The sequence below is a fragment of the Variovorax paradoxus genome (assembly GCF_000834655.1).
Classification (GTDB): domain Bacteria; phylum Pseudomonadota; class Gammaproteobacteria; order Burkholderiales; family Burkholderiaceae_C; genus Variovorax; species Variovorax paradoxus_F.
Genome location: NZ_JXQQ01000027.1, coordinates 68,215 through 92,014, shown reverse-complemented (window position 1 = coordinate 92,014; position 23,800 = coordinate 68,215). Strand labels below are relative to the sequence as shown.

24 protein-coding genes are annotated in these 23,800 nt (G+C 67.0%); 1 reads left to right on the top strand and 23 read right to left on the bottom strand.

Translation table 11 applies throughout. The annotated features are described in order from the left end of the window. Window positions 1-19: 19 nt before the first annotated feature. The 20 genes from hisB to RT97_RS12340 all read right to left on the bottom strand — a co-directional run bounded on the left by hisB (window position 20) and on the right by RT97_RS12340 (window position 20,309). A complete protein-coding gene (gene hisB, locus RT97_RS12435; protein ID WP_042579095.1) occupies window positions 20-628 on the bottom strand; it encodes an imidazoleglycerol-phosphate dehydratase HisB in 609 nt (202 codons plus the stop codon). Next, complete coding sequence (gene hisC / locus RT97_RS12430; protein WP_042579094.1) at window positions 625-1,707, bottom strand: histidinol-phosphate transaminase; 1,083 nt, start codon at window positions 1,705-1,707, stop codon at window positions 625-627. Before hisC ends, hisB begins: the two co-directional genes overlap by 4 nt. Further along, window positions 1,700-2,374, bottom strand: coding sequence for a suppressor of fused domain protein (locus tag RT97_RS12425; RefSeq protein ID WP_042579093.1), 675 nt, complete (start codon window positions 2,372-2,374; stop codon window positions 1,700-1,702). Before RT97_RS12425 ends, hisC begins: the two co-directional genes overlap by 8 nt. Window positions 2,375-2,381: 7 nt before the next feature. After that, on the bottom strand, window positions 2,382-2,741 hold the full coding sequence (locus RT97_RS12420) for a hypothetical protein (RefSeq protein ID WP_042579092.1): 360 nt from the start codon (window positions 2,739-2,741) through the stop codon (window positions 2,382-2,384). A 5-nt stretch (window positions 2,742-2,746) separates the two neighbouring features. Further along, window positions 2,747-3,571: a hypothetical protein gene (locus RT97_RS12415; protein WP_052810631.1), complete on the bottom strand. Its 825-nt coding sequence runs from the start codon at window positions 3,569-3,571 to the stop codon at window positions 2,747-2,749. A 38-nt stretch (window positions 3,572-3,609) separates the two neighbouring features. Beyond that, window positions 3,610-4,932 (bottom strand): histidinol dehydrogenase, encoded by a 1,323-nt coding sequence (hisD, locus tag RT97_RS12410; RefSeq protein ID WP_042579091.1) that lies wholly within the window; start codon window positions 4,930-4,932, stop codon window positions 3,610-3,612. Then, window positions 4,929-5,585, bottom strand: coding sequence for an ATP phosphoribosyltransferase (gene hisG / locus RT97_RS12405; RefSeq protein ID WP_042579090.1), 657 nt, complete (start codon window positions 5,583-5,585; stop codon window positions 4,929-4,931). The genes hisD and hisG overlap by 4 nt, the downstream gene beginning before the upstream one ends. Further along, the gene (gene murA, locus RT97_RS12400) at window positions 5,582-6,871 is read right to left on the bottom strand and encodes a UDP-N-acetylglucosamine 1-carboxyvinyltransferase (protein ID WP_042579089.1); all 1,290 of its coding nucleotides are present in this window, start codon (window positions 6,869-6,871) and stop codon (window positions 5,582-5,584) included. Before murA ends, hisG begins: the two co-directional genes overlap by 4 nt. 40 nt (window positions 6,872-6,911) lie before the next feature. Next, window positions 6,912-7,154, bottom strand: a complete 243-nt coding sequence (locus tag RT97_RS12395) for a BolA family protein (RefSeq protein WP_013539709.1) — start codon at window positions 7,152-7,154, stop codon at window positions 6,912-6,914. A 19-nt stretch (window positions 7,155-7,173) separates the two neighbouring features. After that, on the bottom strand, window positions 7,174-7,938 hold the full coding sequence (locus RT97_RS12390) for an ABC transporter permease (protein WP_042579088.1): 765 nt from the start codon (window positions 7,936-7,938) through the stop codon (window positions 7,174-7,176). Then, complete coding sequence (locus RT97_RS12385) at window positions 7,935-8,882, bottom strand: ABC transporter ATP-binding protein (protein ID WP_042579087.1); 948 nt, start codon at window positions 8,880-8,882, stop codon at window positions 7,935-7,937. Before RT97_RS12385 ends, RT97_RS12390 begins: the two co-directional genes overlap by 4 nt. A 163-nt stretch (window positions 8,883-9,045) precedes the next feature. Next, window positions 9,046-9,321: an STAS domain-containing protein gene (locus RT97_RS12380; RefSeq protein WP_013539706.1), complete on the bottom strand. Its 276-nt coding sequence runs from the start codon at window positions 9,319-9,321 to the stop codon at window positions 9,046-9,048. Window positions 9,322-9,340: 19 nt separating this feature from the next. Continuing rightward, on the bottom strand, window positions 9,341-9,997 hold the full coding sequence (locus tag RT97_RS12375) for an MlaC/ttg2D family ABC transporter substrate-binding protein (RefSeq protein WP_042579127.1): 657 nt from the start codon (window positions 9,995-9,997) through the stop codon (window positions 9,341-9,343). A 170-nt stretch (window positions 9,998-10,167) separates the two neighbouring features. Beyond that, on the bottom strand, window positions 10,168-10,911 hold the full coding sequence (locus tag RT97_RS12370) for an MlaA family lipoprotein (RefSeq protein WP_155403795.1): 744 nt from the start codon (window positions 10,909-10,911) through the stop codon (window positions 10,168-10,170). A 26-nt stretch (window positions 10,912-10,937) separates the two neighbouring features. Continuing rightward, window positions 10,938-11,432: an outer membrane lipid asymmetry maintenance protein MlaD gene (gene mlaD, locus RT97_RS12365; RefSeq protein WP_042579085.1), complete on the bottom strand. Its 495-nt coding sequence runs from the start codon at window positions 11,430-11,432 to the stop codon at window positions 10,938-10,940. Between the two features lie 37 nt (window positions 11,433-11,469). After that, complete coding sequence (gene mlaE, locus RT97_RS12360; protein ID WP_042579084.1) at window positions 11,470-12,252, bottom strand: lipid asymmetry maintenance ABC transporter permease subunit MlaE; 783 nt, start codon at window positions 12,250-12,252, stop codon at window positions 11,470-11,472. Further along, window positions 12,249-13,076: an ABC transporter ATP-binding protein gene (locus RT97_RS12355; RefSeq protein WP_042579083.1), complete on the bottom strand. Its 828-nt coding sequence runs from the start codon at window positions 13,074-13,076 to the stop codon at window positions 12,249-12,251. The genes mlaE and RT97_RS12355 overlap by 4 nt, the downstream gene beginning before the upstream one ends. Window positions 13,077-13,174: 98 nt before the next feature. After that, window positions 13,175-14,653: a glutamate synthase subunit beta gene (locus RT97_RS12350; RefSeq protein WP_042579082.1), complete on the bottom strand. Its 1,479-nt coding sequence runs from the start codon at window positions 14,651-14,653 to the stop codon at window positions 13,175-13,177. Between the two features lie 36 nt (window positions 14,654-14,689). Further along, window positions 14,690-19,429, bottom strand: coding sequence for a glutamate synthase-related protein (locus RT97_RS12345; protein WP_042579081.1), 4,740 nt, complete (start codon window positions 19,427-19,429; stop codon window positions 14,690-14,692). Between the two features lie 184 nt (window positions 19,430-19,613). Beyond that, window positions 19,614-20,309, bottom strand: a complete 696-nt coding sequence (locus tag RT97_RS12340; protein ID WP_042579080.1) for a transposase — start codon at window positions 20,307-20,309, stop codon at window positions 19,614-19,616. A gap of 75 nt (window positions 20,310-20,384) precedes the next feature. Here RT97_RS12340 and RT97_RS12335 point away from each other — a divergent pair, with 75 nt between their 5' ends. Continuing rightward, window positions 20,385-21,104, top strand: a complete 720-nt coding sequence (locus tag RT97_RS12335; protein WP_042579079.1) for a DUF1266 domain-containing protein — start codon at window positions 20,385-20,387, stop codon at window positions 21,102-21,104. 18 nt (window positions 21,105-21,122) lie between these two features. Here RT97_RS12335 and RT97_RS12330 read toward each other — a convergent pair whose 3' ends face one another. The 3 genes from RT97_RS12330 to RT97_RS12320 are packed head-to-tail and all read right to left on the bottom strand — an operon-like array spanning window position 21,123 to window position 23,781. After that, the gene (locus RT97_RS12330; RefSeq protein WP_042579078.1) at window positions 21,123-22,004 is read right to left on the bottom strand and encodes a class I SAM-dependent methyltransferase; all 882 of its coding nucleotides are present in this window, start codon (window positions 22,002-22,004) and stop codon (window positions 21,123-21,125) included. After that, a complete protein-coding gene (locus tag RT97_RS12325; RefSeq protein WP_042579077.1) occupies window positions 22,001-22,576 on the bottom strand; it encodes a DUF1415 domain-containing protein in 576 nt (191 codons plus the stop codon). The genes RT97_RS12330 and RT97_RS12325 overlap by 4 nt, the downstream gene beginning before the upstream one ends. Continuing rightward, window positions 22,573-23,781: an MFS transporter gene (locus RT97_RS12320; RefSeq protein WP_042579126.1), complete on the bottom strand. Its 1,209-nt coding sequence runs from the start codon at window positions 23,779-23,781 to the stop codon at window positions 22,573-22,575. Before RT97_RS12320 ends, RT97_RS12325 begins: the two co-directional genes overlap by 4 nt. Between the last annotated feature and the right edge of the window lie 19 nt (window positions 23,782-23,800).

Sequence of the window (23,800 nt, the reverse complement as noted above, 5' to 3'; positions counted from 1 at the left end):
AGCTGTTCGCCGGCGGCTCTCAGAGCGAACCCTTGGTCGACGGGATGACGCCCACGGAGCGCGGGTCGAGTTCCAGCGCGCCGCGCATCGCACGGGCGAAGGCCTTGAACACGGTCTCGCACTGGTGGTGCGCGTTCACGCCCTTCAGGTTGTCGATGTGCAGCGTGACGAAGGCGTGGTTCACGAAGCCCTGGAAGAACTCGTAGGTGAGCTGGCTGTCGAAGGTGCCGATCATCCCGCTGGTGAAGGGCACGTGCATCACGAGGCCGGGACGGCCCGAGAAATCGATGACCACGCGGCTCAATGCCTCGTCCAGCGGCACGTAGGCGTGGCCGTAGCGGCGGATGCCCTTCTTGTCGCCGATGGCCTGGGCCACGGCCTGTCCGAGCGTGATGCCCACGTCTTCCACCGTGTGGTGGCCGTCGATGTGCAGGTCGCCCTGGCAGTCGATATCGAGGTCGATCAGCCCGTGGCGGGCGATCTGGTCGAGCATGTGGTCGAAGAAGCCGATGCCGGTGGACAGCGTGGCCTTGCCGGTGCCGTCGAGGTTCACGCTGACGGTGATCTTCGTCTCGGCGGTATTGCGGGTGACCGACGCGATGCGGTCGGTGCTCTGTGGGGTGGTCATAGTGAGGCTTCGAGTGCCGCCAGCATCCGCGCATTCTCGTCGGCCGTTCCGACGGTCAGGCGCAGGCAATTTGCCAGCAGTTCGTGCATTTTAGAAACGTTCTTCACCAGGACCCCCTGAGCCTTCATGCCCTCGAAGGTCTTGGCGGCATCGGGCACACGCAAAAGGATCATGTTGGCGTCGCTCGGCCAGGTCTTCACGCCGGGCAGCCGGCCCAGGCCGGTCATCAGGCGCTCGCGCTCCTCGCGGATCTGCCTGGCCTGCGCCTCGAACACCTCGGTGTGCTCCAGCGCGAACAGCGCGCACTCGCAATTGAGCACGCTGATGTTGTAGGGCGGGCGCACCTTGTCGATCTCGGCGACCAGCGCGGCCGGCCCCATGAGGTAGCCCAGGCGGATGCCCGCCAGGCCGAACTTGCTGAGCGTGCGCATCAGCAGCACGTGGCGGTGCCCGGCAAGCCGGTCGATGTAGCTGCGGGCCGCGAAGGGCTGGTACGCCTCGTCGATCACCACCAGGCCGCCCTGCGCGCCCTGGGCTTCGACAATCTTCTCGACGACGGTGTCGTCCCAGAGGTTGGCGGTCGGATTGTTCGGGTAGGCGAGGTAGACGATGGCGGGCTTCTCGCGCGCAATGGCGGCCACCATGGCGGCCTCGTCCAGCTCGAAATCGGCCGTGAGCGGCACGCCGACGAAGCGCAGGCCCTGCAGCTGGGCGCTCATCGCGTACATCACGAAGCCGGGCACGGGCGCGAGCACGGTGGCGCCGGCCTGGTCGCAGGCGATGGTCAGGAGCGAGATCAGTTCGTCCGAGCCGTTGCCCAGCATCAGGCTGAAGCCCTCGGGCATCTGCGCATGCGCGGCCAGCGCGCGCTGCAGGTCGGCGCCGCGGTCGCCCGGGTAGCGGTTGAGCGCCAGCGCGCCCAGCCGCGCGCCGAGCTCGGCCTGCAGCGCGGGTGGCAGGCCGAAGGGGTTTTCCATCGCGTCGAGCTTGATGAAGCCGCGCGCGTCCTGCACGGCGTAGGCGTGCATGGCGCGCACGTCGGCGCGGATGCGCTGGAGCGCGGGAAGAGAGTCAGACATAAGAGGTTCGCTGGGGGTCGAAGACCATCGGGTGGTCGTTGGCGTCGAACATGTCGAGCAGTTCGTCCAAGCCGCCCTCGCGCTTGACCAGCGCGTATTCGGCTTCGGAGATGAGATTGACGGTCAGCGTCGCGATGGCCTCGCCCTCGTCCACCGTGACGCCGGAGAGCAGCCGCGCGTCGGGGCGGTAGATCGGCGTGAGGAAGAAGAAGGTCTGGAACCCGCAGAACGACAGCGGCGGCTCTGGCATCGGCACGCGGTGGCCGCTGGCCAGGAAGAAGCGGTCGAAGGCCGGCAGCTTGGCGAGCCAGCGCAGGTTCGAGATGTATTCGGGGTCGAGGTCGCGCACGTACCAGACCAGCTCGGCCGCGCGCGTCATCCCCTCGGGCACGCCATTGGGCGGCGCGGGCATGAGCCGGTCGCTCATGCCGTTGGTGACGAGCACGTAGCCTTCGTCGTCGGCCGATTCGCCGTCATCGCCTTCCTCGACGAAGTTGCGGCCGAAGGCATGGATGTCGACGCGGTGCTCCGCATCGGCGCTGTCCAGGAAGGTCTGCTCGGGCTCGTCTTCCAGCTCGTCGAGCATGGCCTGCAGGCGCAGCTGGGCGCGCGTGGGTGTTGCATCGGCGGCGCCGCCCATCAGGGCCTTTTTCAGTTTTGCGAACATGGGGCAGTCACGACGCGCAGCGGAAGCTGTTCTGCAACGCGGCCGACAGCACCAGCTGCACCGGCATGTCGGCCTCGTAGAGTTCGGCGTTGCGCTTGAGTTCGGATTCGAAGATCGAGCGCGCCATCGAGGGCTCGAGCCGCCGGCCATCGACGCAGAACAGCGGCTTCTGGCCCGTGCGCCGCGCCGTGTCGCTGGCTTCGCGCAGGCCTTCGAGCACGCCCACGAGGTAGTAGCTCGCGTAGGCCTTGCCCTCTTTCTTTTCCTTGACCTCGAGCGTGTGGAACTCGCGGATGGTCATGGCCTGCGCACCGGCACCGGCCGCAAGCGCGAACACGAGCATCGACAGACGGGCGGTGCGCTTCATGGCCTTTACTTGCGGTAGCGCGGCGGCGGCGCATAGGCGCCGTCGGCCGGAAAAGCGCTGGGCTGCGGCGGCGTGGCATCGCGGCGCGGACGGCGCGGGGCCTGGGGCTGCTCGAGTTCGAACAGGGCCGCGCCGATCACGCCGATGTTGCGCACGTCACCGGCTTCGGTGTTCGCCGCATAGGCGCGCCCCGGGGTGGCGAAGCGGAAGGCGGCGACCTCGCTCTGGCTCTTGCGGAAGCCCTCGATGTTCAGCGTCTCCTGCGGGCGCAGCACGTAGCCGCCGTTGCGCAGGCTGCCGGGCCTGCCGGTGAGCACATCGAGGCCGTCGACGGTGGCGATCACCTCGTAGCTGCGTTCGCTCAGGTTGCGAAAGCGCAGCGTGTAGCGCGCGCCTTCGATGCCGGCGAGGCGGAAGTTGTCGTCGCCGCGGCGCGAGCGCTGCAGCGCCAGTGGTCGGTTGTTCTCGTCGAGCACCGACCATTCGACATCGCCCTGGGCCAGTTGCAGGTTGAGCCGGCGCTCAGGGTTGCTGCCCACGTCGCGGCGCACGGCAGCGGCTTCGTTGTAGCCAACCGAAGCCACTTCGTCGGGCTGCTCGGACAACCGCTTGGTCACGATGGTGCGGGTCTTCGACTCGATGCCCTCGCCCCATTGGGTGCCCAACTTCGCGGGCGCGGGGGCGGCCGGTGCGGCGCTGGGCGTGGCGGACATCGCCGCCGTCTCGGCGCGGTTCTGCGGCATCTGCGTGCAGGCGGCCAGCAAGGCGGCGCCTGCCGCGAGGCCCGCGGCGAAACGGAAAAATCGCGAACGATAGAGACGTTGAATCATCTGGCGTGCTCCTCCCTGAAGCGGGGTTTGTTGGAGCCTCAGATCTTACGCAGGCGCATGCGGGCGGCTTCGGCGTGCGCCTGCAGGCCCTCGCCTTCGGCCAGCGTGACCGCGATCGGGCCGAGCACCTGGGCGCCGGCTTCGCTCACCTCGATCAGGCTGGAGCGCTTCTGGAAGTCGTAGACGCCCAGCGGGCTGGAGAAGCGCGCCGTGCCGCTCGTGGGCAGCACGTGGTTCGGGCCGGCGCAGTAGTCGCCCAGGCTCTCGCTGGTGAAGGCGCCCAGGAAGATCGCGCCGGCGTGGCGCAAGAGCGGCTCCCAGCGATTGGGCTCGCTGCTGCTGACTTCCAGGTGCTCGGGGGCGATGCGGTTGCTGATCTCGCAGGCCTCTTCCATGCTCTTGGTGTGGATCAACGCGCCGCGGCCGTTGAGCGAGGCGGCGATGATTTCCGCGCGAGGCATGGCGGGGAGCAGGCGGTCGATCTCGGCCTGCACGCGGTCGATGTAGGCGGCATCGGGGCACAGCAGGATGCTTTGCGCCAGCTCGTCGTGCTCGGCCTGGCTGAACAGGTCCATGGCCACCCACTCGGGCGGCGTGGTGCCGTCGGCCAGCACGAGGATCTCGCTCGGGCCCGCGATCATGTCGATGCCCACGGTGCCGAACACGCGGCGCTTGGCGGCGGCCACGTAGGCGTTGCCGGGGCCGGTGATCTTGTCGACCGCGCGGATGGTGGCGGTACCGTAGGCCAGCGCGGCCACGGCCTGGGCGCCGCCGACGGTGAAGCCGCGCGTGACGCCGGCCACGTAGGCGGCGGCGAGCACGAGCTGGTTCTTTTCACCTCTCGGCGTCGGCACGACCATGATGATCTCGCCCACGCCCGCGACGTGCGCGGGAATGGCATTCATCAGCACGCTCGACGGATACGCGGCCTTGCCGCCCGGCACGTAGATGCCGACGCGGTCGAGCGGCGTGACCTTCTGGCCGAGCAGCGTGCCGTCGGCGTCGCGGTAGCTCCAGCTCTCGCCGCTCGCCTTCTTCTGGGCCTCGTGGTAGCTGCGCACGCGGCGCGCGGCGGCTTCGAGCGCGTCGCGCTGCGCGGCGGGCAATGCCTCGAAGGCGGCCTTCAGTTCGGTTTGCGTGAGTTCCAGCCCGGGCAGCGTCTTCGCGTCCAGCTTGTCGAAACGGTTCGTGTAGTCGAGCACCGCGTCGTCGCCGCGCTTTTGCACGTCGGCCAGGATGTCGGCCACCACCTTCTCGATGGCCGCATCCGCGTCCGCGGACCAATGCAGCCGCGCCTTGAATTCAGCGTCGAAGCTGGCTGAAGTCGTGGAGAGACGGGCGGGGGCTGCTTTCAAAGTCATGGGGCTGGAGATTTGGCGGGAGGAATGGCTGACGCGAACGCGTCGATGATGCGGCGGATGGGTTCGCGCTTGAGCTTGAGCGCGGCCTGGTTGACGACGAGGCGCGCGCTGATGTCCATGATGCGTTCGACCTCGACGAGGTGGTTGGCCTTGAGCGTGTTGCCCGTCGAGACCAGGTCGACGATGGCGTCGGCCAGCCCCGTGAGCGGCGCGAGCTCCATGCTGCCGTAGAGCTTGATGAGGTCGACGTGCACACCCTTGCTTGCAAAGAACTCGCGCGATAGGCCCACGTACTTGGTCGCCACGCGCAGGCGCGAGCCCTGGCGCACGGCCGAGGCGTAGTCGTAGTCGGCGCGCACGGCCACGCTCAGGCGGCAGGCCGCGATGCGCAGGTCCAGCGGCTGGTACATGCCCTGGTTGCCGTTTTCCAGCAGGACGTCAAGGCCTGTCACGCCGAGGTCGGCGCCGCCGTACTGAACGTAGGTGGGCACGTCGGAAGCGCGCACCAGCACCACGCGCACGTCGGGGCGGGTGGTTTCGAGGATGAGCTTGCGCGACTTCTCGGGGTCTTCGGTGACCTCGATGCCGGCGGCGGCCAGGAGGGGCATCGTCTCTTCGAAGATGCGGCCTTTGGAGAGTGCCAGGGTGATCATGCGGCGGCTCCGGTCACGCGTTCGATGTCGGCGCCGAGGCCGCGCAGCTTGGCTTCCATGCGGTCGTAGCCGCGGTCCAGGTGATAGATGCGGTCGACCAGCGTCTCGCCCTCGGCCACGAGGCCGGCGATGACCAGGCTGGCGGAGGCGCGCAGGTCGGTGGCCATCACGGTGGCGCCCGAGAGCTGGGGCACGCCTTCGACCATCGCGACCTTGCCTTCGACGTGGATCGTCGCGCCCAGGCGCACCATCTCGTTCACGTGCATGAAGCGGTTCTCGAAGATCGTTTCGGTGACCATCGAAGCGCCGCGTGCGATCACGTTCAGCGCCATGAACTGGGCCTGCATGTCGGTCGGGAAACCGGGGTATTCGGTGGTGCTGAAGCTCTGCGCCTTCAGGTGCTCGCTGGCCGGGGCCTTGGAGCTGATGCGGACGCCCCCCTCTTCCGGGGAGACCGTGCAGCCGGCGTCGCGCAGCTTGTCGATCACGGCGTCCATGTGGTCGGCGCGGGCGTGGCGCAGGAACACGTCGCCGCCCGTGGCCGCGACGGCGCAGAGGAAGGTGCCGGCCTCGATGCGGTCGGCCACCACGGCGTGCTCGCAGCCGTGCAGCTTGTCGACGCCCTGGATGCGGATGTGGCTGGTGCCGTGGCCTTCGATCTTCGCGCCCATGCGGATCAGCATTTCGGCCAGGTCGACGATTTCGGGCTCCTGCGCGGCGTTTTCGAGCAGCGTCTCGCCCTCGGCCAACGCGGCGGCCATGAGGAAGTTCTCGGTGCCGGTGACGGTGACCATGTCGGTCAGGATGCGCGCGCCCTTCAGGCGGGTGCGACCGGCGGGCAGGCTCGCGACCATGTAGCCGTGCTCGACCACGATCTCGGCGCCCATCGCCTGCAGGCCCTTGATGTGCTGGTCGACCGGCCGCGAGCCGATGGCGCAGCCGCCCGGGAGCGACACCTTGGCTTGGCCGAAGCGCGCGAGCAGCGGCCCGAGGGCCAGCACGGAGGCGCGCATGGTCTTCACCAGCTCGTAGGGGGCCTCGGGATTGGTGAGGTCGCCGGCGTTCAGCTGCACGGTGCCGCTGTCATCGCGCTCGGCCGCGACGCCCATGTTGCGCACCAGCTTGAGCATCGTCGAGACGTCCTGCAGGCGGGGCACGTTATGCAGCGTCACGGGCTGGTCGGTCAGGAGCGCGGCGCACAACTCGGGCAGCGCGGCGTTCTTGGCGCCGGAAATGAGCACTTCGCCGCGAAGCTGGCGCCCGCCGCGAATCAGAAGTTTGTCCATCGAGGATCCAGCGAAATGGGGTGGCCCGAGGGCCGGAAAGTTACTTTTCCACCGCCGCCCATTCGGCCGGCGTGTAGGTTTTCATCGAGAGCGCATGCACTTCGTCGGTGTGCATTTTCGCACCGAGGGTGGCGTAGACCCGCTGGTGGCGCTGGATGGCGCGCTTGCCCTCGAATTCGGCCGAGACGATGGTCGCGTACCAATGTCGGCCGTCGCCCTCCAGCGAGATGTGCTCGCAGGGGAGATGGGACTGGATCAGGGCCTGGAGTTGTTCGGCGGTCATGGGGTCTGGAAAGAGGCTTTCAGCCTCGGATTTTGTAGCCGATACGAAGGAGATGGACGGCAATCGCGCTCACCACCAGCCAGGCGGTGCCGACGATGCCCAGGCTGAGCCACGGCGACGCGTCGCTCACGCCGAAGAAGCCGTAGCGAAAGCCGTCGATCATGTAGAAGAACGGGTTCAGGTGGCTCACGCTCTGCCAGAACGGCGGCAGCGAGCCGATCGAATAGAACACGCCCGAGAGGAACGTCATGGGCATGATCAGGAAATTCTGGAACACGGCCATCTGGTCGAACTTCTCGGCCCAGAGGCCGGCGATCAGCCCCAGGGTGCCCAGCATGGCGGCGCCCAGCAGCGCGAACACGACGATCCAGACCGGCGCCACGAAGTTGGGCATCGCGAAGAAGATGGTGACCACGAACACGCCGAGCCCTACCGCCAGCCCGCGGATGATCGACGACCCCACGTAGGCGAAGAACCAGCCCCAGTGCGACAGCGGCGTGAGCAGCACGAACACCAGGTTGCCCATGATCTTGCTCTGGATGATCGAGGACGAGCTGTTCGCAAAGGCGTTCTGCAGCACGCTCATCATCACGAGGCCCGGCACCAGGAAGGCCGTGTAGCCGACCGAGCCGTAGACCTTCACGTGGTCTTCGAGCACGTGGCCGAACACCATCAAATAGAGCAGCGCGGTGAGCACCGGCGCGCCGACCGTCTGGAAGCCGACCTTCCAGAAGCGCAAAGTTTCCTTGTAGAGCAGTGCGCGCCAACCGGTAACCGCCATCATCTTGCGACCTCCAGCGGCGTCTGTTCGCCCGCCATCAGGTCGATGAACACGTCTTCCAGGTCGGCCTTGCGCATTTCCACGTCTTCCACCGCGACACCGGCTTCGCGGATCGCGGCCAGCAGTTGTTCGACTTCATGGGCGTTCTGCGCCGGCAGTTGCACGATGCGCCCGGTGATGCGCGCGTGCTGGGCAATGGCCCAGGGCAGCATCGCGTCAGTCTTGAAGCGCAGCACGTTGCTTGCAGCCGACTTCAGCAGTTCGCTGGTGCGGTCGAGCGCGATCACGCGGCCCAGCTTGAGCATCGCGATGCGGCTGCACAGCGCCTCGGCTTCTTCGAGGTAATGGGTCGTCAGCAGCACGGTGCTGCCCTGCTTGTTGAGCTTGGCGACGAACTGCCAGAGCGTCTGGCGCAGCTCAACGTCGACGCCGGCGGTGGGCTCGTCCAGCACGATCACCGGAGGCTTGTGCACCAGCGCCTGCGCCACCAGCACCCGGCGCTTCATGCCGCCCGACAGCTGCCGCATGTTGGCCGTGGCCTTGTCGGCCAGGCCCAGGCTGTGCAGCAGCTCGTCGATCCAGTCGTCGTTGTTCTTGATGCCGAAGTAGCCCGACTGGATGCGCAACGATTCGCGCACATTGAAGAAGGGGTCGAACACCAGCTCCTGCGGCACGATGCCCAGCTGGCGCCGCGCCTGGGCATAGTCGCGCTGCACGTCGAAGCCATGGACGCTGATGGCGCCGGACGTGGGCCGCGAGAGGCCCGCGAGCATGCTGATCAAAGTGGTCTTGCCCGCGCCGTTGGGGCCGAGCAGGCCGAAGAACTCGCCCGGCTCGATCTGGAAGGAAACCTCGTCGACCGCGCGCAAGCCTTGTTTGCCTTGGGCTTTCTGCTGTCTGGAGGGAGGGTAGGTCTTGGAGACCGATTGGAATGAGATCGCGGGCATGGGAGCCCGCGATTTTACGGGGCGCCCCCGCGAGCTGCCGTGCGGCGGCTCGATTGACCTCATGCGGTCGCCGCCGGGCCGCCCAAAGCGGGCCGCGCCCCCAGCCTCGGAGGCTGGCGATTTACACGCAGCGAAGGGAAGTGAAAAGCCGGGAAGCCGACCGTCAGGGCGCGGCGGGCAAAAGGCCCGCGATGCCGTACAGCGCAGCCAGTTCGCGCAGACGCGGCGACAGGCCCTTGACCGAAAAGCCGCGGCCCAGTGCGCTGGACTCGCGGCGGCATTCGAGCAGCACCGCCAGCGCCGACGAATCGAACTGGGCCAGCGCAGTGGCGTCGACCACCGTGGACGACGAGTCCGTCTGTCCCTTGAGCCCCTGCTGCAGCATGCGCATGCAGGCGGGGGCCTCGTCGTGGGTGAGCTTGGTGGGCAGGACCAGCATGTGCGTCGCCGTGGGCCGGTCAGCCCTTGGTGTTGCTCTTGTTGCGGCTGGCCAGCGCGGCGATCAGGCCGTCGATGCCGCTCTTGTTGATTTCCTGCGCGAACTGCGTGCGGTAGGTATCGACCAGCCAGACGCCCAGCACATTGAGGTTGTAGACCTTCCAGCCTGCGCCCTGGCCCGGCGTCTTCTCGAGGCGGTAGTCCAGCTGCACGGGGTCGCCGCGCCCCTGGATCTCGGTGCGGACCAGCACTTCCTTGTCATCGGCCGAGCCGCGGAACGGACGCACGGTCACGGTCTGGTCGACCACCTGGTCGAGCGCGCCGGCGTAGGTGCGAACCAGCAGGGCCTTGAATTCGTCCTGCAGGCGCTTTTGCTGCTCGGGCGTGGCCTGGCGCCAGGCCGGGCCGACGGCGGAGGCCGTCATGCGCTGAAAGTTGACGTTGGGCATGATCTTGCTGTCGACCAGCAGCATGATCTTGTTGACGTCGCCGGCCTTGATCGACGAGTCGGCCTTGATCGTCTCGAGCACATCGGTCGACAGGCGCTTGACCAGCGCGTCAGGCGCCTCGTCGGCGGCGTAGGCCGGGCGGACGAAGGCGACAGCGGCGCCGAACAGCAGGGCACCTGCCAGAACCAGCCGGCCCACATCGCGTCGTTGCAAGATCTTGTTGTTCATGGAGAGTCCCTCGAAGTTTTGAAAATGGACGAAACACCGGCGCCGCGCGCGGCGGCCGAGGTGCTGCGACAAGAACGGATTCGACAGGCCCGAGGCCGACCGGGTTCCTGAAGCGCAGGTGAAGCCTTGCAACCGGATGCAAGCGGCTTCATGGTCCGCCGCTGCGTTAATTACTTTCCGGCGCCGTCGTCTGCCGGGCTGTTGCCGGCACCGTCGTCCGGCGGATTGCCGTCGTAGACCTGGCTGCGGCGGCGCTGCAGGAAGGCATCCCGCGTAAACGAATACTTGTCGAGCGCGGCCTCGCCGAGCAGGCGGCTCGCGCGCAGGTACTGCGAACGCGTATCGACGATGCGCAGCACCGAGAGCGAATTGCGCCAGGCCACGTCGTCCATCTGAGAAACCGGGTCGCCGAAGCGGTCCACCGGCAGCGCAGCCGTGTCGCGCAGGGTCGACGGGCCGAGCAGCGGCAGCACGACGTACGGACCGGCACCTACGCCCCAGTAGCCCAGCGTTTGTCCGAAGTCTTCGTCATGACGGGGAATACCAGCCTCGGTGGCCACGTCGAGCAGCCCGCCCAGGCCGAAGAACGTGTTGACGTTGAGCCGCATGAAGGTTTCGGCGCTGCCTTGCAGCTTGAGCTGCACGACGTTGTTGGCCAGATTCCAGACGTCGCTGAGGTTGCCGAAGAAGTTGTTCACGCCCGTGCGCACCATCGAGGGCAGCGCACGTTGGTAGGCGGTGGCCACCGGCACGAGGACGGCGTCGTCCACGGTGTCGTTGAAGCGCGTCACGCCGCGATTGAACGGCTCGAACGGATCGGCCGGATTGGCGTTGGGCCCGGTGGCGCACCCGGCGACGACCGCCAGAGCGCCAGCGGCAATTGCCCAGCGGGCGCTGTTAGCTATGCTTTTCATAGCATTCGATGCAAAGAATCGTGATTTCATTTTTTGTTGGCTGTTCCCGGCGCCGTGTTCGAACCCCCCTCGGCCGCCTTGCTGTAAAGGAACTGGCTGATCAGGTTCTCCAGCACCACGGCCGATTGGGTCGAGGTGATGGTGTCGCCGGCTTGCAAGTTCTTCTCCTCGGCGCCCGCTTCGATGCCGATGTACTGCTCGCCGAGCAGGCCACTGGTCAGGATCTTGAGCGAGCTGTCCTTGGGAAAACTGTAACGTTTTTGCAGCGCCAGCGTGACGTCGGCCTGAAAGGCCTTGTCGTTGAACGCGATGGATTCCACACGTCCGACCACTACGCCTGCGCTTTTGACCGCGGTTTGTGGCTTCAAACCACCAATGTTGTCGAATCGCGCGGTGACCGCGTAGGTCTGCTGGAAGTTCAGGCTCAGCAGATTGGCCGACTGCAGCGCGAGAAACAGCAGTGCGGCCGCGCCGATGAGCACGAATAGGCCGACCCAGATGTCGTTGTTGGTACGTTGCATGGTTTGCACTCTTTAGAACGATGGGAGCGGTGCCCCTTTAAATACTGAACATCATGGCGGTGAGCAGGAAGTCCAGCCCGAGCACCGCAAGCGACGCCGTCACGACCGTGCGCGTCGTCGCGCGCGACACGCCCTCGGGCGTGGGCTGGGCCTCGTAGCCCTGCAGGAGCGCGATGAAGGTCACGGTGAAGCCGAAAACGACGCTCTTGATCACGCCGTTGCCGACGTCGCGCCACACATCGACGCCGCCCTGCATCTGGCCCCAGAACGCGCCAGGGTCGACCCCCAGCATCAGCACGCCCACGACGTAGCCGCCCATGATGCCGACCGCGCTGAACACGGCCGCCAGCAGCGGCATGGTGATGACGCCGGCCCAGAAGCGCGGCGCCAGGATGCGTTGCACCGGATCGACCGCCATCATTTCCATGGCGCTCAATTGCTCGTCGGCCTTCATGAGGCCGATCTCGGCGGTGAGCGACGTGCCCGCGCGCCCGGTGAAGAGCAGCGCGGCCACCACGGGCCCGAGCTCGCGCACGAGGCTCAGCGTGACCAGGAGGCCGAGCGCCTCGGACGAGCCGTAGCGTTGCAGCGCGTAGTACATCTGCAAGCCCAGCACGAATCCAACGAACAGCCCCGACACGCCGATGATCGCGAGCGAGTAGTTGCCCAGGAAATGGATCTGGTCGCGCACGAGGCCGAAGCGCCGCATGATCTGCGCGCCCGGGCCAAGAAGGCGCATGAAGAGCTTGGCGCCGTAGCCCAGATTCGCAAGATGGCTGCGCACGGCAAAGCCGACGTCGGCGGGCTTCCACCAGCTCATGAGCGCCCTCCTTCGACATTGCCGAAATCGTCTTCGATGCTGACGCCCGGGTAATGAAAGCGCACCGGCCCGTCGGGCAGCGCATTCACGAACTGGTGCACCAGCGGGTCGGTGCTCTCGCGCACCTCGGCTGGCGCGCCCTGCGCGGCAATGCTGCCGTTGGCCAGGATGATCACGTGATCGGCGATGCGGAAGGTTTCTTCGAGATCGTGCGAGACCACGATGCTGGTCAGCCCGAGCGTGTCGTTGAGCTGGCGAATCAGCCGCGCCGCGGTACCGAGCGAAATCGGATCGAGACCGGCGAAGGGTTCGTCGTACATCACGAGATCGGGGTCGAGCGCGATCGCGCGCGCGAGCGCCACGCGCCGTGCCATGCCGCCCGACACCTCGCTGGGCATCAGGTCGCGCGCACCGCGCAGGCCTACCGCATCGAGCTTCATGAGCACCACGTCGCGCACCAGCGCTTCGGACAACTGCGTGTGCTCGCGCAGCGGGAACGCCACGTTGTCGAACACGGTCATGTCGGTGAAGAGCGCCCCGAACTGGAAGAGCATGCCCATGCGACGCCGGGCCGCGTAGAGCGCCGCGTTGTCGAACTTGCCGACGTCGTGGCCGTCGAAATGCACCTCGCCGCGCTGCGCCCGCTGCTGTCCGCCGATCAACCGCAGCACGGTGGTCTTGCCGCCGCCGGAGGCGCCCATGAGGGCGGTGACCTTGCCGCGCGGGACGACGAAAGAGACGCCGTCGAGAATCGCACGCGCCCCGTAGCCAAACGTGACGTCGCGGAACTCTACGAAGGGTTGTGGCTGTGCGGCTGGGTCCATCTCAATAAAAAAGCCGGGCGCCTTTTCAGGCATCCCGGCATGCGGTTTCCGCGAATGATAGCGGGGCGGCGAAGGCGCCCGCGAAATTGAAACAAAAATCAGCGCGGCAAATCACTGAATCCCATGAGGAACTCGTCCACCGATCGTGCGGCCTGGCGCCCCTCGCGAATGGCCCACACCACCAGCGACTGGCCGCGGCGGATATCGCCCGCTGCAAACACCTTCGGCACGTTGGTGGCGTAGCCGCCGATGAAGTCGACGCTCGCTCGGGCGTTGCCGCGGGCATCCTTCTCCACGCCGAAAGCGTCGAGCACGGTGGCCACGGGGCTGATGAAGCCCATCGCCAGCAGAACGAGGTCGGCCTTGAGGATCTGCTCGCTGCCGGCCACTTCCTGCATCTTGCCGTCCTTCCACTCGACGCGAACGGTCTTCAGGCCCGTGACCTTGCCCTTTTCGCCGATGAACTCCTTGGTGGAGATGGCGAACTCGCGCTCGCAGCCTTCTTCGTGGCTGGAGCTGGTGCGCAGCTTGATCGGCCAGTAGGGCCAGGTCAGCGGGCGGTTCTCTTCCTCGGGCGGCTGGGGCATCAGTTCGAACTGCGTGACGCTCACGGCGCCGTGGCGGTTGCTGGTGCCCACGCAGTCGGAGCCGGTGTCGCCGCCGCCGATGACGATCACGTGCTTGCCGTCCGCGCGCAACTGGCCCTTGACCTTGTCGCCCGCGTTGACGCGGTTCTGCTGCGGCAGGAACTCCATCGCGAAGTGGATGCCGTCCAGGTCGCGGCCGGGCACCGGCAGGTCGCGCGATTGCTCGGCGCCGCCGGTGAGCACCACGGCATCGAAGTCCTTCTGCAGCTGCTCGGGGGTGATGGTTTCCTTGGCGAGGTTGGTCACCTTGGAGCCCTTGCCCAGCGGGTCCTTCGCGGCACCGATCATCACGCCGGTGCGGAAGGTCACGCCCTCGGCCTTCATCTGCTCGACACGGCGGTCGATGTGGGTCTTCTCCATCTTGAAGTCGGGGATGCCGTAGCGCAGCAGGCCGCCGATGCGGTCGTTCTTCTCGAAGAGGGTCACGTCGTGGCCGGCGCGCGCCAGCTGCTGCGCAGCCGCCATGCCTGCGGGGCCCGCGCCCACCACGGCCACCTTCTTGCCGGTCTTGTGCTTGGCCACGCGCGGCGCCACCCAGCCTTCGTCCCAGGCGCGGTCGATGATCGCGTGCTCGATCGACTTGATGCCGATCGCGTCGTCGTTCACGTTGAGCACGCAGGCCGCCTCGCAGGGGGCGGGGCAGATGCGGCCGGTGAACTCGGGGAAGTTGTTGGTCGAGTCAAGCACCGCGAAGGCGTTCTGCCAATCGTTGCGATACACGAGGTCGTTGAAGTCCGGAATGATGTTGTTGACCGGGCAGCCGCTGTTGCAGAACGGCGTGCCGCAGTCCATGCAGCGCGCGCCCTGCACCTTGGCCTGCTCGGGCGTGAGGCCGACGACGAATTCCTTGTAGTGCTTGACGCGCTCGTCGACGGGCTTGTAGCCCTCTTCGATGCGCTCATGCTCCATGAAGCCGGTGATCTTTCCCATCGTGCTTTCCTCTGTTCTTCGTATCTGTGGCCGCGCTCAGACGGCGGCCGGTGCGGTCAGCGCGTGCGGCTCGAGGCCGACATGCGCGTTGTTGCCGCTGCTGGTGAGCTCGACCTTGCGGTCGTGCAGTTCGGCAAGCGCTCGCTTGTATTCGTTCGGGAACACCTTGACGAACTTGGTGCGCGACACGGCCCAGTTGTCCAGCAGTTCGCGCGCGCGCTTGCTGCCGGTCCAGCGGTGGTGCTCTTCGAGCAGCTTCTTGAGCTGGGCCTCGTCGGTCTCGCCGCCGTGCCAGATCTTGCGATGCACGCTGGCGGTCTGTTCGGCCGAAGTCAGCACCTTGTCGAGCGACACCATCGAGAGGTTGCAGCGCGTGGCGAACTGGCCGTCCTCGTCGTAGACGAAGGCGACGCCGCCGCTCATGCCGGCCGCGAAGTTGCGGCCCGTCTTGCCGAGCACCGCGACCGTGCCGCCGGTCATGTATTCGCAGCCATGGTCGCCCGTGCCTTCGATGACCGCCGTGGCGCCCGAGAGGCGCACCGCGAAACGCTCGCCGGCCACGCCGCAGAGATACGCCTCGCCGGTGGTCGCGCCGTACAGCGCGGTGTTGCCGACGATGGTGTTGCGCACCGCTTCGCCGCGGAAATCGAGGCTGGGACGCACCACCACGCGGCCGCCGGAGAGGCCCTTGCCGGTGTAGTCGTTGGCGTCGCCGATCAGGTATAGCGTGATGCCGCGCGCGAGGAACGCACCGAACGACTGCCCGCCCGTGCCTTCGAGCTGGATGCGGATCGAGTCGTCAGGCAGGCCTTGGGGATGCACCTTGGTGAGCGCACCCGAGAGCATCGCGCCCACCGAACGGTTGACGTTGCGCGCCACCTCGATGAACTGCACCTTCTCGCCCTTGTCGATGGCGGGACGCGACTTCTCGATGAGCTTGACGTCGAGCGCGCGCTCCAGGCCGTGGTCCTGGTTCTCGACGTGGAAGCGCGCCACGTCGGCCGGCACGTTCGGCAGTGCGAACAGGCGGCTGAAATCCAGGCCCGAGGCCTTCCAGTGTTCGATGCCCTTGCGGGTGTCGAGCAGGTCGGCGCGGCCGATCAGGTCGTCGAACTTGCGGATGCCCAGCTGGGCCATGATCTGGCGCACTTCTTCGGCGACGAAGAAGAAGTAGTTGACGACGTGCTCGGGCTTGCCCGAGAACTTCTTGCGCAGGATCGGGTCTTGGGTGGCCACGCCCACCGGGCAGGTGTTCAGGTGGCACTTGCGCATCATGATGCAGCCCTCGACCACCAGCGGCGCGGTGGCGAAGCCGAATTCGTCGGCGCCCAGCAGCGCGCCGATGGCGACGTCGCGACCGGTCTTCATCTGGCCGTCGGCCTGCACGCGGATGCGGCTGCGCAGGCGGTTGAGCACCAGCGTCTGCTGCGTCTCGGCCAGGCCGATTTCCCACGGGCTGCCCGCGTGCTTGATCGACGACCAGGGCGATGCGCCCGTGCCGCCGTCGTGGCCGGCGATCACCACGTGGTCGCTCTTGCACTTGGCCACGCCCGCGGCGATCGTGCCGACGCCGATTTCGCTCACCAGCTTGACGCTGATGCTCGCGTGCGGCGCGGTGTTCTTCAGGTCGTGGATGAGCTGGGCCAGATCTTCGATCGAGTAGATGTCGTGGTGCGGCGGGGGCGAGATGAGCCCCACGCCCGGCACGGCATAGCGCTGCTTGCCGATGTACTCGGTGACCTTGCCGCCCGGGAGCTGACCGCCCTCGCCCGGCTTGGCGCCCTGCGCCATCTTGATCTGGATCTGGTCGGCCGAGTGCAGGTACTCGGCGGTGACGCCGAAGCGGCCCGAGGCCACCTGCTTGATGCGCGAGCGCAGCGAGTCGCCGTCGTTGAGCGGCAAGTCGACCTCGACGTTGGCCGCGCCGATCACGCTCTTGAGCGTGTCGCCCTGCTTGATCGGGATGCCCTTGAGCTCGTTGCGGTAGCGCGCCGGGTCTTCGCCGCCCTCGCCGGTGTTGCTCTTGCCGCCGATGCGGTTCATTGCAATGGCGAGCGTGGCGTGCGCCTCGGTGCTGATCGAGCCGAGCGACATCGCGCCGGTGGCGAAGCGCTTGACGATTTCGGAAGCCGCTTCGACTTCGTCCACCGGGATCGCCTTGGCCGGATCGATCTTGAACTCGAACAGGCCGCGCAGCGTGAGGTGCCGACGGTTCTGGTCGTTGATGAGCTGGGCGTATTCCTTGTACGTGTTCCAGTTGTTGGAGCGCGTGCTGTGCTGCAGCTTGGCGATGGCGTCGGGCGTCCACATGTGCTCTTCGCCGCGCGTGCGCCAGGCGTATTCGCCGCCGGCGTCCAGCATGTTGGCCAGCACCGGGTCGTCGCTGAACGCGGCCTTGTGCATGCGGATGGCTTCCTCGGCGATCTCGAAGACGCCGATGCCTTCCACGCGGCTGGCCGTGCCGGTGAAGTACTTGTTCACCGTCTCGCTGTTCAGGCCGATGGCCTCGAACAACTGGGCGCCGCAGTAGCTCATGTAGGTGCTGACACCCATCTTCGACATGATCTTCGACAGGCCCTTGCCGATGGCCTTGACGTAGTTGTAGACCGCCTTGTCGGCGCTCAGGTCGCCCGGCAGGTCGGCATGCATGGCCGCCAGGGTTTCCATCGCGAGGTACGGATGCACGGCTTCCGCGCCGTAGCCGGCGAGCACGCCGAAGTGATGCACTTCGCGGGCCGAACCGGTTTCCACCACGAGGCCGGCCGTGGTGCGCAGGCCCTCGCGGACCAGGTACTGGTGCACGGCCGAGAGGGCCAGCACTGCCGGAATCGCCACCTGCGTCGGGCTCACGCCGCGGTCGCTCACGATCAGGATGTTGTGGCCGCCCTTGATGGCGTCCACCGCTTCGGCGCAGAGCGACGCCAGCTTGGCTTCGACGCCCTCGTCGCCCCAGGCGAGCGGGTAGGTGATGTCGAGCACGTAGCTCTTGAACTTGCCCTGCGTGTACTTGCCGATGTCGCGCAGCTTCGCCATGTCGGCGAAGTCGAGGATCGGCTGGCTCACTTCGAGCCGCATCGGCGGGTTGACCTGGTTGATGTCCAGCAGGTTGGGCTTGGGGCCGATGAACGACACCAGCGACATCACGATGGCTTCGCGGATCGGGTCGATCGGCGGGTTCGTCACCTGCGCGAACAACTGCTTGAAATAGTTGTAGAGCGGCTTGTTCTTGTTGGAGAGCACGGCCAGGGGGCTGTCGTTGCCCATGGAGCCGATGCCTTCTTCCCCGGCCTGCGCCATCGGGCTCATCAGGAACTTGATGTCTTCCTGCGTGTAGCCGAACGCCTGCTGGCGGTCGAGCAGCGCGACCTGGCTGAGCGGCGCGGAGACGGGCGCGGCATTGACGCTGTCGAGCTTGATGCGCAGGTTCTCGATCCACTGCTTGTAGGGCTTGCTGTTGGCGAGGGTGGCCTTGACCTCCTCGTCATCGATCATGCGGCCCTGCTCCAGGTCGATCAGGAACATCTTGCCGGGCTGCAGGCGCCACTTGCGAACGATCTTCTGCTCGGGCACGGGCAGCACGCCCGACTCGGAGGCCATGATGACCAGGTCGTCGTCGGTCACGCAATAGCGCGAGGGACGCAGGCCGTTGCGGTCGAGCGTGGCGCCGATCTGGCGGCCGTCGGTGAACACGATGGAGGCCGGGCCGTCCCAGGGCTCCAGCATGGCGGCGTGGTACTCATAGAACGCGCGGCGGCGCGGGTCCATGGTGGCGTGCTGCTCCCAGGGCTCGGGAATCATCATCATCACGGCCTGGCTGATGGGGTAGCCGGCCATCGTCAGGAGCTCGAGGCAGTTGTCGAAGGTGGCGGTGTCGGACTGGCCGGCAAAGCTGATCGGGTAGAGCTTCTGCAGGTCGGCGCCCAGCACGGGCGACGACATGACGCCTTCGCGCGCCTTCATCCAGTTGTAGTTGCCCTTGACCGTGTTGATTTCGCCGTTGTGCGCAACGTAGCGGTACGGGTGGGCCAGCGGCCACTCGGGGAAGGTGTTGGTCGAGAAGCGCTGGTGCACGAGGCCGAGGGCCGAGACACAGCGCTTGTCCTGCAGGTCGAGGTAGTAGGTGCCGACCTGGTCGGCGAGCAGCAGGCCCTTGTAGACCACGGTGCGGCTCGACATGCTGGGAACGTAGTATTCCTTGCTGTGCTTGAGCTTCAGGCGCTGGATGTTGGCGCTGGCGGTCTTGCGGATCACGTAGAGCTTGCGCTCCAGCGCGTCCTGCACGATCACGTCATTGCCGCGGCCGATGAAGACCTGGCGCAGCAGCGGTTCCTTTTCGCGCACGGTGGGCGACATGGGCATGTCGCGGTTGACCGGCACGTCGCGCCAGCCGAGCAGCACCTGGCCTTCGGCCTTGATCGCGCGCTCCATTTCCTGCTCGCAGGCTTCGCGCGAGGCGTGTTCCTTCGGCAGGAAGATCATGCCGACCCCGTATTCGCCCGGCGGGGGCAGCGTGACGCCCTGCTTGGCCATCTCTTCGCGGTAGAGGTGGTCGGGCAGCTGGATCAGGATGCCGGCGCCGTCGCCCATCAGCTTGTCGGCGCCCACTGCGCCGCGATGGTCGAGGTTCTCGAGGATCTTCAAGCCCTGCAGCACGATGGCGTGGCTCTTTTCGCCCTTGATGTGGGCCACGAAGCCGACGCCGCAGGCATCGTGCTCGTCGGCACCGGAATACAGACCGTGTTTTTGGAGATGTTCGATCTCGGCAGCCGTCGTCATGGCGCACTCCTTCAGTTTTCGCAGGGAAAGGGAGCATATTGCGATGCACAAAGAATGCCAAACACTTTAATAGGGGTCAGATTCTTATTAAAAGTCGAGTTTTCTTATCGGGATTAAATTAGGGACATATTAAAAAGAGTAGCAAAAATCGCAGACGGCACGCGGCCGAGCCAGCGCTTTCAGCTTAAGAATTCGACGCTGACGGCGGCCGACCGGCCTTGGCCTTGATCACGCGACGCTCGGTCGATTTCTGCAATGCGTCCAGAAAATCGCCGTCGCCCGCCGCCCAGCCGCGCAAGGTGGCCTCGGTCAACGCGTTCTGATCGGCCGACCGCACGCCCGCACGCACCAACTCGACATACGCCGCCTCGCGCGCGAACGGCGTGTTGCCCAACTCCCAGTACAGCGGATGCGGCGTCAGCAGCTTGTCGTGGCGCAGCCCCGCGTAGTGCCCGTGACTCGACCACGGATAGTCGCGGGCATCTACCGCCATGCCGGCGCGCACCGGGTTGAGGTCGATGTAGGCCATGCAGGTCATGAGGTAGCGATCGGTCTGGATCAGCGTCGACCTGTAGCGCCCCTCCCACAGGGTGCCGCTGCGGCCATGGCGGTCGTTGAAGTAGCGCACGTAGCTGCGCCCCACCGACTGCATGAACTGCGGCAGGCCGGTGGTGCTGTCGGGCGTGGCCAGCAGGTGGAAATGGTTGTCCATCAGCACGTAGGCGTGCAGCGCGATGCCAAAGCGTGAGGCGTTGTCGGCCAGGAGGCCGAGCAGCTTTTCTTGGTCCGCGCGATCCACAAAGATCGGCTGGCGGTTGTTGCCGCGCTGGATCACGTGGTGCGGCATGTCGGCCAGCGTGAGACGGGGAAGTCGGGCCATGGGTTGAAGTGACGCAGTGAAGCGCGAGGCTTGTATCCTAAGCGGCTCGCTGACCAACACCCTGGAGGGGGACGAATGTTCAAGTTTTTCAAAGAATTGGTGGACACGGTGAAAGAGGGCATGGCCGAGGGACGGGCCGAGCTCGCGCAGGAGACGGCCGACCGTGAGGCCGCGCGACAGGAAAACAACGCCGCGCTCGCGGCCCGCCTGGCGGCCTCGTCGCGCTTCGAGAATTTCGCCGTGGCCCTCGCCGCGGTGTACCGGCAGACCTTCGCACCCGATCTGAAGGAGGCACGCGAGGCGCAACGCAGCGCCGTGCACCTGATGTGCGTCGGCATCCCTCCCGATGAGGTCGAGGCCTGGAAGAAACTGCTGGCGCGCGACTTCTCGGTGTCGAACGGCGACGAGGCCGAGTCTGCGGTGACGGAGATCGTCGATGGCCTCGCCGCACAGGCCAGCGACGACGACCTGGCCCTGTGGATCGGTCGCGCCGCCCATCTGGCGACGGGCGCGGCCGCTGTCGGCTACACGAGTGCCGAGGAGGCTCTGGACTGGCTCGAACCGGCCATGGAGCTCGCGATCGAGCGTTTCAGCGGCTGGGACCACTACGCGCAGAGCTTTCTCGCCGGCGAACGCAACGCGCCGGGCAGCAACATCGTCGGGCGCAAGCTGCTGGCCTCGGTCGCTGAGAAGCTTCTCTCGGACGACCTCAGCCCGTGGAAGACGGTGGCTTGGCCCGCGCGTGATTCATTCGCCGACCTGGTGGCCTCGCGCGGGGCCGCCCGCTCTGCCTAGCGCTGCGGTACGGGCTCGTCAGCCCAGGCGAAACCGGGTGTCGCCGAGCGCATCGAGCCCGAACTGCGACAACAGCTCGCCCAACCGCGTCGCCGCGCTGGCCTTGCGCTGGCCGGTGTAGCGCGCCAGGATCAACTCGTTCTTCATGCTGTGCTCCCAGCCGACCAGTTCGGTGACCGTGACGCTGTAGCCGTTGGCTTCGAGGTACAGGCAGCGCAGCACGTTGGTGAGCTGGCTGCCGATTTCGCGCGTGTGCAGCGGATGGCGCCACAGCTCCGCGAGCGGCGTGCGCGACAGGGCGAGCGCCTTGGTCTCGCGCAGGCAGGCGGCCACTTCCGCCTGGCAGCACGGCACCAGGACCATGCAGCGCGCCTTCTTCGCCAGGCCGAAGGCGATGGCGTCGTCGGTCGCGGTGTCGCAGGCGTGCAGCGCGGTGACCACGTCGATCTGCGCCGGCAGCTCGCTCGCATTTGCCGATTCGGCGACCGTGAGATTGAGGAACGACATGCGCCCGAAGCCCAGGTGCTCGGCCAGCTTGCGCGAGCGCTCGACCAGCTCGGCCCGCGTCTCGATGCCGTAGACATGTCCGCCCTGGCGCGCCCTGAAGAACAGGTCGTAGATGATGAAACCGAGGTACGACTTGCCCGCACCGTGGTCGGCCAGCGTGGCCTCGGCGCCCTCGCCCGGCAGCTCGCGCAGCAGTTGCTCGATGAACTGGAACAGGTGGTAGACCTGCTTGAGCTTGCGCCGCGAGTCCTGGTTGAGCCGGCCCTCGCGCGTGAGGATGTGCAGCTCCTTGAGCAGCTCGATCGACTGCCCGGGGCGCAGCACCTCGGTCAGTTCGGCGTCGGCCTTCGCGGCCTTGTTGGTCTTCGTGGCCTTGGCCGCGTGTGCATTCATGGTCGGGCACTCCCTGGGCCCACGTCGAGCGCGGCCCAGCCGTCGGGGCCCAGCGCTTCGAGCGTCTCGATGTTGCGTTCGAAGATGGCTTCGGCTCCCGGAAACGCCTCGACCGCGCGGCTCACGCTGTCTTCGCGCAGCAGGTGCAGCGTGGGGTACGGCGCCCGGTTGGTCGCGTTCTCGATGTCGTCCGCCTCGGTGCCCGCGAACTGGAACTGCGGGTGAAAGCTCGCGAGCTGGAACACGCCGTCGAAGCCGGCCCGCGAGAGCTTGCGTTCGGCACGGCCGAGAAAATCGTTGAAGTCCAGAAAATCCGCCAAGGTGTTGGGTGCGATCAGAAGGGTGGTGTCGCGCACGGCGGCGTCGACGGCAGCGAGGTCGTTGGCTTCGGAAAGAAGGGCGTCCATCAGGCCGGCTTCCTCGGCGGGCAGGTGTACGGCGTAGTGGATTTGCGCCTTCACATGCACCGCCTTGGCGAACGGACACAGGTTCAGGCCGATGACTGCCCGCTCGAGCCAGCGCCGCGTGTCGGCCTCGGCCTGAGCGGCGTCGATTGTCGCCGGGTCGGTCATGCCACCTCCGTTGGAGGGCGTATTCGGCCCAGGCGCCTCGCGAGCGCCATGCCTGCGACCGAGCAGGCGAGCGTCGCCGCCCAGGTCCAGTGCCAGCCGCCGACGCGATGCGCCACCCACGCCACCGCCGGCGGCGCCAGGAACTGTCCGAGCGACGAAGCCTGCTGCATGAGCCCCACCGTCGTGGAAACCGTGGTCGGACTGGGCGCCAGCCGGACGCCGAGCAGGAACAGCGTGGCCGGCACCATGCCGCCGCCGAGCGAGAAGGCGCAGACCGCGGCGTAACGAAGCGCAGGCGGCAGGCCCAGCGCATCGGCGCCCTGCCCCACCTGGGCAAACGCGGCCACGCCGCCCAGCGCCATCGCCAGGAAGCCCCATTGCAACAAGCGCTCGGGCGCCACGCCGCGCTGCAGCCAGCGGCCGCCCGCCACGTTGCCGACGATGTTCATCGCGGCCGCGATTGCGGTGAGCACGGCGTTCCAGCCGGCCGGAACGCCCGCGCCGGCATAGATGGCGGGTAGAAAACCGATCACGGCCATCCACTGGGCCGAATACACGGCGAAGGTCAGCGCGGTCAGCCAGGGTGTGCGCGCACCAACCGTGGCGCGCAGGCGCGAGACCCAGCCTTCGCCCGCGCCGCTCGCCGCGGCAGGACGCAGCCGGTCTGCCGGCACGGCGGACCACACCCACAGCGCGGCCGCAGCCGAGACGACCGACAGCGCCCACCACCAGTCGGCCCAACCGCCCCAGGCGATGAGTGCGGGCCCCAGCAACAGCGCGACGGCCACGCCGAGCGGCATGTAGGCGCCCCAGAGGCCGAGCGCCGCCTTGTCGGCGCCCGATGGCGTGAGCGCGCGGATCAGTCCCGGGCCCGGCATGACCGCCAGGAGAAAGCCGATACCTTCGACCGCGCGCAAGACCAGCAACCACTGCACCGCTTGCGCCCCGCCCACGAGGCCGGCGCCGACTGCACCACCAAGCAGGCTGGCCGTCGTCAGCACCACCAGCCCCGTCAGCATGCTTCGGCGCAAGCCGATCGTGTCGGCCGCAAGACCCGCCACGAGGCCCAGCGTCATGCTCGCGACCTGCACGAGCGAGAGCAGGAACCCCGCTTCGACCAGCCCGATGCCAAGAGAAGCCTGCAACGCCGGCACCGCGGGCGGCAGCTTGCCCAGGTGCAACGCGGCGCTGACGCCGCCCAGCATGACGGCGAAGGCCGCAAGC